Consider the following 13,268-nt stretch of genomic DNA (forward strand, 5'->3'; position numbering starts at 1 on the left):
TTCGCTCTTTGTTTCGGTAGGGGTTCAGATGTTCGTCATGGCAAGCGAGGCGTCCGAATAGCGCTTGCCGGCCACCTGTCCGGCGGGGATCGCGTTGCTGAGCTGCTCGAGTTCCGCCGGGCTCAGCACGATATCGGCAGCGGCCGCATTCTGTTCGAGGTGGTGAAGCTTGCGGGCGCCGGGGATCGGCACGATGTCGTCGCCCTGGCTCAACACCCAGGCCAGCGCCAGCTGCGCCGCCGTCACGTCCTTCTCGGCGGCAAGCCGCTCGAGAGTCGAGACGAGGGCGGCATTGGCGTCGAAATTTTCCGCCTGGAAACGCGGCACCTGCCGGCGGAAATCGTCCGCGTCGAGATCTTCCACTTTGCGGATCGACCCGGTCAGGAAGCCGCGGCCGAGCGGGCTGTAGGGCACGAAGCCGATGCCGAGTTCGCGGCAGGTGGCAAGCACCTCCTCTTCCGGGTCGCGCGTCCAGAGCGAATATTCGCTCTGCAGGGCTGCGATCGGATGGACCGCATGGGCGCGGCGAATGGTGGCGCTGCCGGCTTCCGAAAGCCCGAGCGCCCGGACTTTGCCTTCCTTCACCAGTTCCGCCATGACGCCAACGGTCTCCTCGATCGGCACGTTGGGATCGACCCGATGCTGGTAGAAGAGGTCGATGGTCTCGATGCCGAGGCGTTTCAGCGAAGCCTCGGCGACCGCGCGTACATTCTCGGGGCGGCTGTCGACGCCGGCGATGGCGGCAGTACCCGGCTTGCTGGCATCGATCTTGAAGCCGAATTTGGTGGCGATCACCACGCGGTCGCGGAACGGCTTCAGCGCTTTGCCGAGCAGAACCTCGTTGGTGAAGGGACCATAGACTTCGGCGGTGTCGAAGAAAGTGACGCCGAGATCGATGGCGCGATGCAGTGTCTTGATCGATTCCGCATCGTCGCTGGCGCCATAGGCAAAGCTCATGCCCATGCACCCAAGGCCGACGGCAGAGACGGTCAGGTCGTTTCCGAGTTTCCGGGTTTTCATGATGTGCTCCTCTGAGCTGATTTTGAGCCGCCAGAGCATCATCATGCTCTAACTATTTAATTCAGAACAGGATTCAGATTTTAGGCCGCCCGGCCTGAAATCATCCTGTTCTGGATGGTTGCGGTACCGGCAGACCATATCGCTGCGCTATCACTCAGAAAATACATGCAGTTTCTAACAGGTTGTTCTATTATTTCGATCAATGAACAGAACCCAGCTTTCACAACTCGCCGTTCTCGCCGCCGTCTCGGAGCATCGCAGCTTCCGGGCGGCGGCGAAGGAACTCCTCGTCGCGCCTTCGGCCATCAGCCATGCGATATCGAGCCTCGAGGAAAGTCTGGGGGTGCGGCTCCTGGCGCGGACCACCCGCAGCGTTGCGCCGACGGAAGAGGGCCGCCTGCTGCTTGAAAGACTTCGTCCAGCACTCGAGGAGATCGATATCGCCTTGGAGGCGGTCCGCGATACGCGCGCCAAGCCGGCCGGAAACCTGCGCATCACCGCGCCGCGCTTCGCCTCCGATCTGCTGCTCGCTCCGCGGCTTGGCGACTTTCTCAACCTCTACCCCGATATCACCCTGGAGATCGCCAATGAGGACGGCTTCACCGATATCGTCAAGGAGGGTTTCGATGCCGGTATTCGGCTGGAAGAGAGCCTGGAGGCCGATATGATCGCGGTCAGGATCTCGCCTAATCTGACGACGGTGATCGCCGCTTCGTCCGAATATTTCGAGCATCATCCAAAGCCCGAGCATCCGCGCGATCTCGTCCATCACCGCTGTATCAAGCGGCGGTTTACCAACGGCTCGATCTATCGCTGGGAATTCGAAAAGGACGGACAGGAACTTGTCGTTTCGGTCGACGGGCCGCTGATCGTCAGCGAGGACCGACTCGCCCTGCTTGCGGCGCTGAACGGCGCCGGCCTTGCCTATCTCTTCGACATGCGGGTCTATGACGAACTGGCGAGCGGCAAACTTGTGCGGGTGCTGGAAGATTGGTGCGCGCCCTATGCCGGGCCATTTCTCTATTACCCCACCCGGCGGCAGATGCGGCCGGCGCTGCGCGCCTTCATCGATTTCTTCAGATACAGTGAACAGGATACGGGCGGCCGGTAAGGAAACCGGACCGCCCGCTCTCGTCATTCCATCAGGCAGCCTTTGCCTTCTGGTTTGCCGCCGTGGTGGCGAGCTGGGAGAGGGTCTTGTCGGTGGCCGTTTCCTGCTGCAGCGTCTGGTCGAGCAGGCCGACGACTTCCTTGAAGCCGAGCGTTGCGGCCCAGGTCTTCAGCGTGCCGTAACGGGCGATTTCATAATGCTCGACGGCCTGGGCAGCCGAAATCAAGCCGGCATCGAGAGCCGCCGTGCCCTTGAATTCCTCCATGATTTCCTCGCCCTCGGCGATAATGCCCTGGATCGCCTCGCAGGTCTTGCCCTGGGCGCGTTTGCCGATCAGCTCGAAAACCTGCTGCAGGCGCTCGACCTGGCCTTCGGTTTCCTCGCGGTGTTTTTCGAAGCCCTTCTTCAATTCGGGGGATTGGGCGGCGCGCGCCATCTTCGGCAGGGCGCGCAATATCTGCCGTTCGGCGAAGTAGATGTCCTTCAGAGTGTCGTAGAAGAGATCTTCCAACGTCTTTTCCTTGGCCATTTTCTCGATCCTTGTTCTGGGGAAAACCGCGAATGCGGCGACACATTAAGAAGCGAAGATCGCGCTAATTGTTCCCGATCGATTTCGGGTGGACTGGAAATCAGTGCCGGGCGATGATTCCTGCCGTCGATGCGCAGGAGAATGACGTCATGCGAAAGCCGAATTCGATGAAGGGTCTGGAGGATCTCGGCCGTGTGCGGCTGTCGCAAAACTTCTTTCTCCGCGATTTCCTGCATTCCGAAATCGCCGATTTCTACCGTATCCCCAATATCCCCGTGGATCCCGATCTGGCGGTCGAGGCGGGCAGGAGGCTCTGCGAGGAATTGCTGGAGCCGCTAGAGGCAACGTTCGGGCGCCTGCATATCCGTTCCGGCTATCGTTCGCCTGCGGTCAACAGGTTCGGCAACGAGAACAATCTGAACTGTTCGACCAATGCGTCCACCGCGGCGCATCACATCTGGGATATGAGGGATTTTGACGGCTGCATGGGCGCCGCCGTCTGCATTGCCGTGCCATGGATGATCGACCATTACCGCGACGAAAGCGACTGGCAGCGGCTCGCCTGGTGGATTCACGACCACCTGCCTTATGCCTCGCTCTGCTTCTTCCCGAAGCTCTGGGCCTTCAATATCCAGTGGCACGAACGGCCGAAACGGGTGATCCAGAGTTATATCAGCCCGCGCGGCATCCTGACCAAACCGGGCATGGCCAATTGGGAAGGCGATCACGCCGCCTCATACGAAGGATTTCCTGTGCTCAGAAGCTGATGCGATAGCGGATATGGCCATCGCTTTCGACATAGCTGTCGTAAAGCGCTCGCGCGGTTCTGTTCTGCTCGCTCGTATGCCAGTAGAGCCGCGACCAGCCATTGGCTTTGCAGATCGAAACGAGATCGTCCATCAGCGCCCGCCCGACGCCTTTGCCGCGCCCATCGGCATCGACGAACAGGTCTTCGAGATAGCAGTCCCTGCCGCGGATCCACGTGCCCTCATGGGTGAGATAGAGCGCAAAGCCCATCACCCTGCCGTCGATTTCGGCGACACGCATCGCGATTGCCGACGCCGGATCGAAGACCCGGCGCCATGTGGATTCGGTGATATCGGTATCGACCGTGACGCCGTAAAAGGCGAGATAGGCGGCCCAGAGCTCGCGCCAGCGGGCTTCGTCCTCGGGGCGGGTATCACGTATCGTCACGGTCATGGCGTCTCTTTCTTTCAGGCGCCGGCTTCGTCGAGCAGCGCCATCGCATCATCGGAAAGCCCAAGTGTCGCCGATTTCGCCAAACCTTCAAGCTGCGAAAGGCTGGTCGCGCTAGCGATCGGCGCCGTCACGCCCTTCTTGCGCAGCAGCCAGGCGAGCGAAATTTCCGCCGGCTTGGCACCGGTCTCGGCCGAAACCTTGTCGAGCGCGGCCAGGATGCGCAGGCCTTTGTCGTTGAGATATTTCGAAACCCGGCCCTCGCGTGCACGGCCTTGCATATCGGATTTACTGCGGTATTTGCCGGTGAGGAAGCCGGCGGCGAGGCTGAAATAGGTGACGACGCCGATGTCTTCTTTGACGCAGAGATCGGCAAGCGGCCCCTCGAAGCTCGAACGTTCCTAGAGATTATATTCCGGCTGCAACACATCATAACGCGGCAATCCGGCCTTTTCGGCCGCGTCGAAGGATGCCTGAAGCAGTTTCGCATCATAGTTCGAGCAGCCGATGGCGCGGATCTTGCCCTGCTGCTTCAGCTTGGCAAAGGCGCCAAGCGTTTCCTCGTGCGGCGTATCTTCATCCGGCCAGTGCGACAGATAGACGTCGATATAGTCGGTCTGTAGCCGGCGCAGCGAATCTTCGACCGCTTTCAGGATATAGGTCTCCTTCAGCGTCTTTCCCTGTCCCATGTCGGAGCCGACCTTGGTGACGATCACGGCCTTGTCGCGGGAGATCTTGGCTTGGCTTAGCCACCGCCCGATGATCTCCTCGGAATCGCCGCCCTTGTTGCCCGGAACCCAGGAGGAATAGACATCGGCCGTATCGATCGTGTTCAGGCCCGCATCGAAGAAGGCATCGAGAATGGCGAAGGATGTTTTTTCGTCGGTCGTCCAGCCGAAGACATTGCCGCCGATGACGATCGGCGCGACCGATAGACCTGTTTTTCCAAGCCGGCGCATTTCCATGACGCTCTCCAGAAGTGTGAAGCAATTGAAATCGCGGATACGGCAGAACGCCGCCCTGACCAACTTAGTGCGATCCGCGCATCCGGGAAGGCAAACTTCCGTGATTTCAGATTGCGCCATTGCGCCGCAGCTGGGGCCTGAATATGGTTCGCGGAAATCAGTTCGGGAGACTTGGATCATGCTGCGTTTCGGTATCATTTCAACGGCGAAGATCGGCCGCGACAATGTCGTTCCGGCGATCCAGGATGCGGAAAATTGCGTCGTCACGGCGATTGCCAGCCGTGATCTCAAGCGCGCAAGGGAGATGGCTGACCGCTTCTCCGTGCCGCATGCCTTCGGCTCCTACGAGGAAATGCTGGCCTCCGACCTCATCGACGCCGTCTACATCCCGCTGCCGACCTCGCAGCATATCGAATGGTCGATCAAGGCGGCGGATGCCGGCAAGCACGTGCTCTGCGAAAAGCCGTTGGCGCTGAAGGCAGACGATATCGACGACGTGATCGCCGCCCGCGACCGCAACCGGGTGGTGGTCAGCGAAGCCTATATGATCACCTATTCGCCGGTCTGGCAGAAGGTGCGCTCGTTGATCGACGAGGGCGCCATCGGTTCGCTCCGGCATGTGCAGGGCGCCTTCACCTATTTCAACCGCGACCCCGCCAACATGCGCAACGTTCCCGAGCTCGGCGGCGGCGGCCTTCCCGATATCGGCGTCTATCCCGTCATGGGCACGCGTTTTTCCACGGGCAAGGAGCCGCTCTGGATCCAGGCAATCACCGAGCGCGATGCGGATTTCGGCACGGATATCTATTCGAGCGTCAAGGCCGATTTCGGCGATTTCGAGTTGAGCTTCTATATCTCGACGCAGATGGCCAACCGCCAGGTCATGGTCTTCCACGGCACCGAAGGCTACATCGAAGTCAAGTCGCCGTTCAACGCCAATCGCTGGGGGCCGGAAGAGATCGAGCTTGCCGACCGCAGCCACAGTGAATCGCGCATCTTCCGCTTTCAGGACAGCCGCCAGTACAAGCGGCAGGTCGAGGCCTTCGCCCGGGCGGTGACGAACGGCAAGGAAGAGATCGTCACGCTCGAAAATTCGAAGCTGAACCAGAAGGTGATCGACGCGATCTACCGGGCCAGCGAGAAGGACGGCTGGGAGGCAGTCTAGCGCACAGCCCCGAAAATCGGAATCGATTTTCGGAAAGGATTATGCGCCATTTCAGAGGGTTAGAGCGTCCTTGGCGCGTCCTATTGGACGCGCGGCGCTCTAGTCACTCGGCGCGGAAGACGAAGCGCGAATAGCCGAAGAAGCTGAAGATCATCGAGGCGATGCTGGCGATCACCATGGCCGCCAGCGGCTGAAGCGCCGGCAGCGACAGTAGAAGCGCGGAATAGAGCCCGTAATTGACGAGCGCTGCCGTCACCCCGACGGAGCCGTAACGGAAGCCTTCGGCGGCAAGCGAACGGCCGGAACGATCGAAGGTGAAGCTCCGATTGAAAGCCCAGGTCGCGGCCATAGCGAAGGCGATCGCCACGAGCCGCGCCAGAAACGGCCCGAGCGGCGTCAGATGAAGCAGCGCCGACAGGATGCCGGCATCGACGAGGAAGCCGATGCCGCCGGCGATGGTGAAGCGGATGAGCTTTCTCATGCGGCATCCGCCTTGCCGGGACGCGCACGCGATACCGGCCCTGCGTCGCTGAGCGGTGCCTTCAACGCGCTCGGCCTTTCGAGGCCCATATAATGGATACGAAGCTGTTCGGCGCGGGCACGCGCAACGGAATCCAGAATGACGCCGGCGGTGAATAGCATGAAGGAGATCATCAGCAGCGCCGTCGACAGCACCCAGGTCGGCATGCGGCTGACGAGACCCGTTTCGAAATATTCCGCCAGCACCGGCGCCATGAAGCCGAGGCTCGCCAGCATGAAGGTGGCGCTGATCGCGCTGAAAAAGGCGAAGGGCCGGGTTTCCTTCATCAGCATCGCGAACATCCAGAGGATCTTGGCGCCGTCGCGGAATGTCGAAAGCTTGGAATGCGAGCCTTCCGGCCGGCGGCCATAGTCGAGCTCCAGCTCGCTGACCGGCAGCTTCAGCCGGGAGGCATGCACGGACATCTCGGTTTCGATCTCGAAGCCGCCGGATACCGCCGGGAAACTCTTGACGAAGCGGCGCGAAAACGCGCGGTAGCCGGAAAAGATATCGGTGAAGTCGGGGCCGAAGATCATCCGGTAGAGCAGGTTGAAAAGCCGGTTGCCGAGCGCATGGCCCTGACGGCCGGCATCGGCGTGCACGCCGCGCCTGGTGCCGACCACCATGTCGGCGCGCTCGGTGAGCAGCGTGCGCACCAGTTCTTCGGCATCCTCAGGCGCATAGGTGCCGTCGCCGTCGGCGATGATGTAGATGTCGGCGTCGATATCGGCGAACATCCGGCGCACGACATGGCCCTTGCCCTGACGCCGCTCGCGCACGACATGCGCGCCGGCAAGCATTGCCTGCAGCGCGGTGCCGTCGGTGGAATTGTTGTCGTAGACGTGGATCGCAGCATCGGGCAGCGTCGCCCGGAAGCCCTGCACGACAGCGCTGATCGTCGCCGCTTCATTATAGCAGGGAAGCAGAACGGCAATATTCAGATTATCGGTGCGCGATCGGGCCATGACTCTACTCGTTACACTTAAAGCCGCGCTCAGCCTAAATCACGCGCCGTTAATAAGACCCTATGACGCAGGCAAAAATAGCAGCTGCCACAAACGGCTTTACACTTTCTTGATCGGCGGCGGCTAAAGTTCGGGTATCGAAACGAACCGCTAACCACAATGAACGCTGTGCAGCCGATCCCCCACGCATCCTCCGCGATCGACGCTCCCAGGGGCGGGGTGCCCGCTCCCAGGGGCGGGCTGCGCGACCTGCTGACGCGTCTCTGGCCAACCGTCATCGCCTATTGCGTCATCGTTACCGCCGCCATCCTCATCACCAAGCTTTCCAGCGCCACCGATTACGTCGGTCCCGACAATGATGACGGAATGCGTCTCGTCGAGGTTCGCGATTTTCTGGCCGGGCAGGGCTGGTTCGATCTGATGCAATACCGTCTCGGCCTCGACGGCGGTACGCTGATGCATTGGTCGCGGCTGATCGATCTGCCGATCGCCTCGCTGATCTGGTTCTTCGGCCTGTTTGCGCCCCGCGAGACGGCCGAAGCGCTGGCGCTCGCTGTCTGGCCGGTATCGCTCATCCTGCCCGCCATGCTCGCCATGGCGGTTGCCGGCCGGCGCATCGGCGGGGTTGCCGCTATGCATATCAGTCTCGGCTTGACCGGTCTTGCAATCTACACCGGAAACCGTTTCGCGCCTGGCGCCATCGATCACCACAATGCGCAGCTGGGGCTGGTCGCGACGATGATCGCGATGCTTCTGGATCCAGAGCGTCGAGCCTGGAGCTATGCGGTTGCCGGCATCGCGGCAGCCGTTGCCATCGCCATCGGCGCCGAGACGACCCCCTTCGTCGCCGCCGTCTGCCTGACCATTGCCCTGCTCTGGGCATGGGAAGGCGAAGATTTCGCCGCCGCCGCCAAGGCCTTCGGGCTGGCGCTGACCATTGCGATCAGCATCCTCTTCTTTGCAACGGTGCCGCCCCGGCTTTATTCGACGGTCACCTGCGACAATCTCTCGCTCGGCTATTACAGCCTGGCGGCGATCGGCGGCGGGTTGCTGTTGTTCTCGGCGGTTTTTGCCAGCCACCTGCGCCGGCCCTTGCGCTTTGCCGCACTCGCCGTCGTCGGCGCCGGCGTTCTCGGTTCGGCGATCGTGATCGCACCGCAATGCCTGAGCGATCCGCTGGCCGGTCTCGACCCGATGCTGGTCGAGCTCTGGCTGAGAAATGTCTCGGAAGCGCAGTCGATTTTCGCTCTCGGACGCACCGATCCCTTCTCGATCGGTGGCTTCTATGCGGCCGGCCTGTTCGGCATCGCCGTCTGCATCTTCCGTGTCTTTCAGCGTGACCGCATGCAAATCCACCTGGTCTTGCTCTTCCTGCTGATGACGAGCTGGGCAATCGCGCTGGTCCAGGTGCGCGGTTCGACGTTCTCGAACCTGATCTCCATCCTGCCGCTTGCCCTGTTGATTATCGATGTCCGCCGCATCTCCAACGGCGACGGCGAAAATGTCGCCGCCGCCTTCGTCTACATCGTCACCGTGCTCGCCAGTGCTCCGGCCGCCTGGGCGGTCGGCGGCGGGTTTATCTCGCTGCAGATGGAGAATGCTGCGCAGAAGAAGGCGGCAGAGCCGGCAAAGAAGATTTCCTGCGCATCGCAAGCGGCGCTGGCGCCGCTCGCCGGGCTACCGGCCGGACTGGTCTCCGCGCCGTCGGAAATGGGCGTGCCGATCCTCCGCTTCACCGCGAACCGGGTTCTCTCCGCGCCCTATCATCGCAATCAGGGCGGCATGCTGACGGAACTGCATATCGGTATGGCGGAGCCGCAGGAGGCGGAGGCCTTTTTGAAAGGGACCGGCGTAACGGTGCTTGCCTTCTGCCCCGGCGACCTACAGACCCGCGAGATCGCCAAACTGAAGCCGGATGGGCTCTATGCTGAGCTCGGCAAGGGCAATATCCCGCCCTATCTGGAACCGCTTCCGAAGGCAGCGGACGTGGGCGTTCAGTTCTTTCGCTATCGGCCGGCGATGAACTGACGCCGGCAATCTTCAGGACGGGATAAGCGTGTCGCGATGACGACATGCGTAAAAACAGCGTAAGCGCGGGAAGCCAATCTGAAAGATCGCGACGCGCTTATCAGTGTGAAAACGCGCTGTCAGTGCGAAACGCGCATGGCGCGGCGAAGACGCTGACTGGCATAAAGCCCGAGTACGAAGAGCATGAGGCCGCCATTATAGCCGAGCACGGCATAGACGAATGCCAGAATCGACACCGGCCCCGGCGAGGTTATCGCCGCCAGCGCGAATGTGATTCCGATCAGCGCGGCGACCAGCGCGATCACGCCAGCCGAACGAGTCTGCCCGGCGCTGACGCCCAATGCTGCTGCTGTGAGAATAATCATTTCAGCACCTTCCCAGAGAGAACGAGGGGAAGCATAGGAAGCGCCAACTAACAAAGATTTACCGGCGATCTTCGCCGAAAAGCCTTTGTATTACGGTGGTTAGCAATCCCTTTCGGCTAAAACGCATATTCTAACTATCCGTTCCGCAACAAAACAGATTTACACGATTTTGTTGTTTGTCCACCTGGCTGCAACGAGTGCATGTGCAGGATGCGTTGAGACGAGCGCGCTTGATGCAATAACGACGAACCACTCTCGCCAACGATTTCGACGGCCGGGAAAACAGGTTCCTGCGCCAAGGCCGAGCTTCCCGTTTATCGCTGATCGACATACAAAGAGGGATGAGCAACGTCTTCGACGGCGATTCGCCGACCAACCTTGCCGAATATTCGGTTTCGGAACTTTCCGGCTCGATCAAGCGCACCGTCGAAACCGCCTTCGACCAGGTTCGCGTGCGCGGCGAAATATCAGGCTATCGTGGGCCGCACTCCTCGGGCCATGCCTATTTCGCGCTGAAGGACGATCGCGCCCGCATCGACGCTGTCATCTGGAAGGGCACCTTCTCACGACTGAAGTTCCGTCCGGAAGAGGGCATGGAAGTCATCGCCACCGGCAAGGTCACCACCTTTCCGGGCTCTTCGAAATATCAGATCGTCATCGAGACGCTGGAGCCGGCCGGCGCCGGCGCGCTGATGGCGTTGATCGAGGAGCGCAAGCGCAAGCTCGGGGCCGAAGGCCTGTTCGATGCCGCGCGGAAGAAGCGGCTGCCTTTCATGCCCGGCGTAATCGGCGTCGTCACCTCGCCGACCGGCGCCGTCATCCGCGATATCCTTCACCGCATCTCCGATCGTTTTCCCGTGCATGTCCTCGTCTGGCCGGTGAAGGTCCAGGGCGAGGGCTCCGGCGAGGAGGTGGCGAACGCCATCCGCGGCTTCAACGCGCTGGAACCTTCAGGCGCCATCCCGCGCCCGGATGTGTTGATCGTCGCACGCGGCGGCGGCAGCCTGGAAGATCTCTGGAGCTTCAACGACGAAATCGTCGTGCGTGCTGCGGCCGAAAGCCGGATACCGCTGATCTCGGCCGTCGGCCATGAGACCGACTGGACGCTGATCGACTACGCCGCCGATGTCCGTGCGCCGACGCCGACGGGGGCAGCGGAAATGGCAGTGCCGGTCAAGGCGGAGCTCGAGGCGCAGGCCGCCGCTCTTGCCGCGCGCCTGCAGGGCTGCATGAACCGGCAGATGGATCAGCGCCGCCAGTCGGTGCGTGCTCTGATGCGGGCATTGCCGTCGCTCGATCAGCTTCTCGCCTTGCCGCGCCGCCGTTTCGACGAGGCGGCAACCGGTCTCGGCCGCGGGCTGGAGCTCAACACTATCAACAAGCGCCGCGGCTTCGAGCGTGTCGCCGCGCATCTGCGCCCCGATCTGCTCGCCGGCCGCATCGCCGAGCGCCGCCAGACGCTGAACGAGCGCATCGCCCGGGCCGAGCGCATGGTTGAGCGGCTGATCGACCGTTCGAAATCGCGCGTCGACCGCGCCGAAGCCATCCTCGCCTCACTGCCGGCCCGGCTGAAGACCCAGACCGACCGCGGTCGCGAACGCCTCGGCAATCTTTCGCGCCATGCCGATACGGCGGTCCGCCACCAGCTGACCCGCGCGCGCGCCGAACTTTCTTCGCAGGACCGCGTGCTGCAATCGCTCTCCTACAAGAATGTGCTGAAGCGCGGCTATGCCGTCATTCGCGATGAGGATAACAGGCCGGTCTCGCAGGCTGCTCAGCTCTCCGCCGGCATGGGCATCGCCATCGAATTCGCCGACGGCCGTGTCGGCGCCATGACCACGGAAGGCGGCGCACCGCCGGCCGGGGCCAAGAAGCGCAGCGCAAGACCCGCAGACCCACCGAAGCAGGGAAGCCTGTTCTGACGATGCGGATCCTGCTGGTGCTTGCCCATCCGCTGGAGGATAGTTTCGCCGCTGCCGTGGCAAGGACTGCGCGTGAGGCGCTGGAAGCCTCGGGCCATGTCGTCGATCTACTCGATCTCTACGCCGAGAATTTCGATCCGCGTCTTTCGAAGGCCGAGCGCGGCGGCTATTTCGACATTCCCTACGATACGTCAGCCGTTGGCGATATCGTTGCCCGCCTGAAGGCTGCCGATGGCCTGATCTTCGTCTTTCCGCAATGGTGGTTCAATTTCCCCGCCATCCTGAAGGGTTTCTTCGACCGCGTCTTCGCCCCCGGCGTCGCCTTCAGCCATGATGCCGCCGGCGGCCGTATCGTGCCGCAGCTGACCCATATCAGGCTACTCTATGCGCTGACGACGACAGGCTCGCCCTGGTGGCTGGTGCGTCTCTATATGGGCGATCCGGTGCGCCGGCTCCTGAAGCGCGGCATCGCCGCCTTCTGCTCGAAGGGATTGAATTTCAAGATGCTCAGCCTGCACGACATGGACCGCGCCACCGATGCGAAGCGCAGGGCGCATCTCTATCGCGTGCGCAAGCTGCTATCGGCAATTCGCTAAAGCAAAAGCGTGCAGCGGGTTTGCGTTCGAAATTGCGTGAAAAAACAGATAGGATGAGAGCTGCTCGCGATGCCGTGGAACCGGCACGGCCCTCCCTCCAGCCTCATCCTGAGGTGCCCCGCAGGGGCCTCGAAGGACGGGGCTGGCCACGGGCAGCTCGCCCGGCTTTAACCGGCCCGCGCTTCGACAAATCAGGCAGGGCCTTCGTAATCCATTGCCATCAACGCTTCCTTCTTTCGGCGCGACCAGCCCTTGATCTGGCGCTCGCGGGCGATGGCGTCGATGATGCGGTCATAGGTTTCGCTGAAGACGAGTTCGACCGGGCGGCGCTTGGCGGTATAGCCGTCATAGGTCCCGGCATTATGCTCCCAGACACGCGCCTCAATCTCCTGCTTGGTGAGGCCGGTATAATATGAGCCGTCGCTGCAGCGGAGAATATAGACGGTGACTTCCATGGCGGAAGGCTAGCATGGGGTGAAGGCGGCAACAATGAGGCGTTGTGGCGGACGGCCACCCGCCCCCGTCCTTCGAGGCTCCGGCCTGCGGCCTGCGCACCTCAGGATGAGGGCTGATCGTGGTGCCGTGAGGCTGGTGGACTGATCAAAGCTCCTGGCATCCCAGGCCGATCAGCCTGTCGCTGTCCTTCTGGCGGCCCTCTCTCCAGCCTCATCCTGAAGTGCCCCGCAGGGTCCTCGAAGGACGAGGCTGGCCGCCGGCGTATCATCCAACAATGCAGGCGTTGCGGTGAGCGCGGGGCCACCCGCCCCCGTCCTTCGAGGCTTCGGCCTTTGGCCTCCGCACCTCAGGATGAGGGCGGATCGTGGTGCCGTGTGATTGGTGACCTGATCAAGGCTCCAGGCATCCCAGGCTGATGAGCCTGCCGCT

At 61.9% G+C, this 13,268-nt stretch carries 12 protein-coding genes and 2 pseudogenes; 6 read left to right on the forward strand and 8 right to left on the reverse strand.

Annotation, left to right across the window (positions count from 1 at the left end):
- Positions 1 to 24: 24 nt before the first annotated feature.
- Positions 25 to 1,020 carry an aldo/keto reductase gene (locus AC244Q_RS23545; protein ID WP_012759786.1) on the reverse strand — a complete coding sequence of 332 codons (996 nt, stop codon included), beginning with the start codon at positions 1,018 to 1,020 and terminating at the stop codon, positions 25 to 27.
- Positions 1,021 to 1,222: 202 nt separating this feature from the next.
- On the opposite strand from AC244Q_RS23545, the gene AC244Q_RS23550 reads away from it, so the two are divergent.
- Complete coding sequence (locus AC244Q_RS23550; RefSeq protein ID WP_012759787.1) at positions 1,223 to 2,131, forward strand: LysR family transcriptional regulator; 909 nt, start codon at positions 1,223 to 1,225, stop codon at positions 2,129 to 2,131.
- A gap of 31 nt (positions 2,132 to 2,162) precedes the next feature.
- Here the strand turns inward: AC244Q_RS23550 and AC244Q_RS23555 are convergent, their stop codons facing one another.
- Positions 2,163 to 2,660: a YciE/YciF ferroxidase family protein gene (locus AC244Q_RS23555; protein WP_012759788.1), complete on the reverse strand. Its 498-nt coding sequence runs from the start codon at positions 2,658 to 2,660 to the stop codon at positions 2,163 to 2,165.
- A 113-nt stretch (positions 2,661 to 2,773) separates the two neighbouring features.
- Here AC244Q_RS23555 and AC244Q_RS23560 point away from each other — a divergent pair, with 113 nt between their 5' ends.
- Positions 2,774 to 3,427 (forward strand): hypothetical protein, encoded by a 654-nt coding sequence (locus AC244Q_RS23560; RefSeq protein ID WP_113546547.1) that lies wholly within the window; start codon positions 2,774 to 2,776, stop codon positions 3,425 to 3,427.
- Here the strand turns inward: AC244Q_RS23560 and AC244Q_RS23565 are convergent.
- Both AC244Q_RS23565 and AC244Q_RS23570 read right to left on the reverse strand, forming a co-directional pair.
- On the reverse strand, positions 3,417 to 3,860 hold the full coding sequence (locus tag AC244Q_RS23565; protein WP_113546546.1) for a GNAT family N-acetyltransferase: 444 nt from the start codon (positions 3,858 to 3,860) through the stop codon (positions 3,417 to 3,419). The two genes, AC244Q_RS23560 and AC244Q_RS23565, sit on opposite strands and share 11 nt — an antisense overlap.
- 14 nt (positions 3,861 to 3,874) lie before the next feature.
- Positions 3,875 to 4,822 (reverse strand): annotated as a pseudogene (locus AC244Q_RS23570) (aldo/keto reductase).
- 178 nt (positions 4,823 to 5,000) lie between these two features.
- On the opposite strand from AC244Q_RS23570, the gene AC244Q_RS23575 reads away from it, so the two are divergent.
- Positions 5,001 to 5,987 carry a Gfo/Idh/MocA family protein gene (locus AC244Q_RS23575; RefSeq protein ID WP_012759792.1) on the forward strand — a complete coding sequence of 329 codons (987 nt, stop codon included), beginning with the start codon at positions 5,001 to 5,003 and terminating at the stop codon, positions 5,985 to 5,987.
- A 103-nt stretch (positions 5,988 to 6,090) separates the two neighbouring features.
- Here AC244Q_RS23575 and AC244Q_RS23580 read toward each other — a convergent pair whose 3' ends face one another.
- Positions 6,091 to 6,468 carry a GtrA family protein gene (locus AC244Q_RS23580; protein WP_113546544.1) on the reverse strand — a complete coding sequence of 126 codons (378 nt, stop codon included), beginning with the start codon at positions 6,466 to 6,468 and terminating at the stop codon, positions 6,091 to 6,093.
- Complete coding sequence (locus AC244Q_RS23585) at positions 6,465 to 7,472, reverse strand: glycosyltransferase (protein WP_012759794.1); 1,008 nt, start codon at positions 7,470 to 7,472, stop codon at positions 6,465 to 6,467. The genes AC244Q_RS23580 and AC244Q_RS23585 overlap by 4 nt, the downstream gene beginning before the upstream one ends.
- A 159-nt stretch (positions 7,473 to 7,631) precedes the next feature.
- Here AC244Q_RS23585 and AC244Q_RS23590 point away from each other — a divergent pair, with 159 nt between their 5' ends.
- Positions 7,632 to 9,500, forward strand: coding sequence for a hypothetical protein (locus tag AC244Q_RS23590; RefSeq protein ID WP_128407753.1), 1,869 nt, complete (start codon positions 7,632 to 7,634; stop codon positions 9,498 to 9,500).
- 119 nt (positions 9,501 to 9,619) lie between these two features.
- Here AC244Q_RS23590 and AC244Q_RS23595 read toward each other — a convergent pair whose 3' ends face one another.
- Positions 9,620 to 9,865, reverse strand: a complete 246-nt coding sequence (locus AC244Q_RS23595) for a hypothetical protein (protein ID WP_012759796.1) — start codon at positions 9,863 to 9,865, stop codon at positions 9,620 to 9,622.
- Between the two features lie 341 nt (positions 9,866 to 10,206).
- Here AC244Q_RS23595 and xseA point away from each other — a divergent pair, with 341 nt between their 5' ends.
- Positions 10,207 to 11,787, forward strand: coding sequence for an exodeoxyribonuclease VII large subunit (gene xseA, locus AC244Q_RS23600; protein WP_128407754.1), 1,581 nt, complete (start codon positions 10,207 to 10,209; stop codon positions 11,785 to 11,787).
- 2 nt (positions 11,788 to 11,789) lie between these two features.
- Positions 11,790 to 12,383: an NAD(P)H-dependent oxidoreductase gene (locus AC244Q_RS23605; protein ID WP_128407755.1), complete on the forward strand. Its 594-nt coding sequence runs from the start codon at positions 11,790 to 11,792 to the stop codon at positions 12,381 to 12,383.
- A 103-nt stretch (positions 12,384 to 12,486) separates the two neighbouring features.
- On the opposite strand, the pseudogene AC244Q_RS23610 reads toward AC244Q_RS23605, so the two are convergent.
- A pseudogene (locus AC244Q_RS23610) lies at positions 12,487 to 12,838 on the reverse strand (GIY-YIG nuclease family protein).
- Between the last annotated feature and the right edge of the window lie 430 nt (positions 12,839 to 13,268).

This window comes from Rhizobium sp. CB2179 (assembly GCF_057653455.1).

Coding starts and splice junctions, on each gene's coding strand:
- AC244Q_RS23595 (WP_012759796.1), bottom strand. CDS start 9,865: ATGATTATTCTCACAGCAGCAGCATTGGGCGTCAGCGCCGGGCAGACT.
- AC244Q_RS23575 (WP_012759792.1), top strand. CDS start 5,001: ATGCTGCGTTTCGGTATCATTTCAACGGCGAAGATCGGCCGCGACAAT.
- AC244Q_RS23555 (WP_012759788.1), bottom strand. CDS start 2,660: ATGGCCAAGGAAAAGACGTTGGAAGATCTCTTCTACGACACTCTGAAG.
- xseA (WP_128407754.1), top strand. CDS start 10,207: ATGAGCAACGTCTTCGACGGCGATTCGCCGACCAACCTTGCCGAATAT.
- AC244Q_RS23545 (WP_012759786.1), bottom strand. CDS start 1,020: ATGAAAACCCGGAAACTCGGAAACGACCTGACCGTCTCTGCCGTCGGC.
- AC244Q_RS23605 (WP_128407755.1), top strand. CDS start 11,790: ATGCGGATCCTGCTGGTGCTTGCCCATCCGCTGGAGGATAGTTTCGCC.
- AC244Q_RS23565 (WP_113546546.1), bottom strand. CDS start 3,860: ATGACCGTGACGATACGTGATACCCGCCCCGAGGACGAAGCCCGCTGG.
- AC244Q_RS23580 (WP_113546544.1), bottom strand. CDS start 6,468: ATGAGAAAGCTCATCCGCTTCACCATCGCCGGCGGCATCGGCTTCCTC.
- AC244Q_RS23590 (WP_128407753.1), top strand. CDS start 7,632: ATGAACGCTGTGCAGCCGATCCCCCACGCATCCTCCGCGATCGACGCT.
- AC244Q_RS23560 (WP_113546547.1), top strand. CDS start 2,774: ATGATTCCTGCCGTCGATGCGCAGGAGAATGACGTCATGCGAAAGCCG.
- AC244Q_RS23550 (WP_012759787.1), top strand. CDS start 1,223: ATGAACAGAACCCAGCTTTCACAACTCGCCGTTCTCGCCGCCGTCTCG.
- AC244Q_RS23585 (WP_012759794.1), bottom strand. CDS start 7,472: ATGGCCCGATCGCGCACCGATAATCTGAATATTGCCGTTCTGCTTCCC.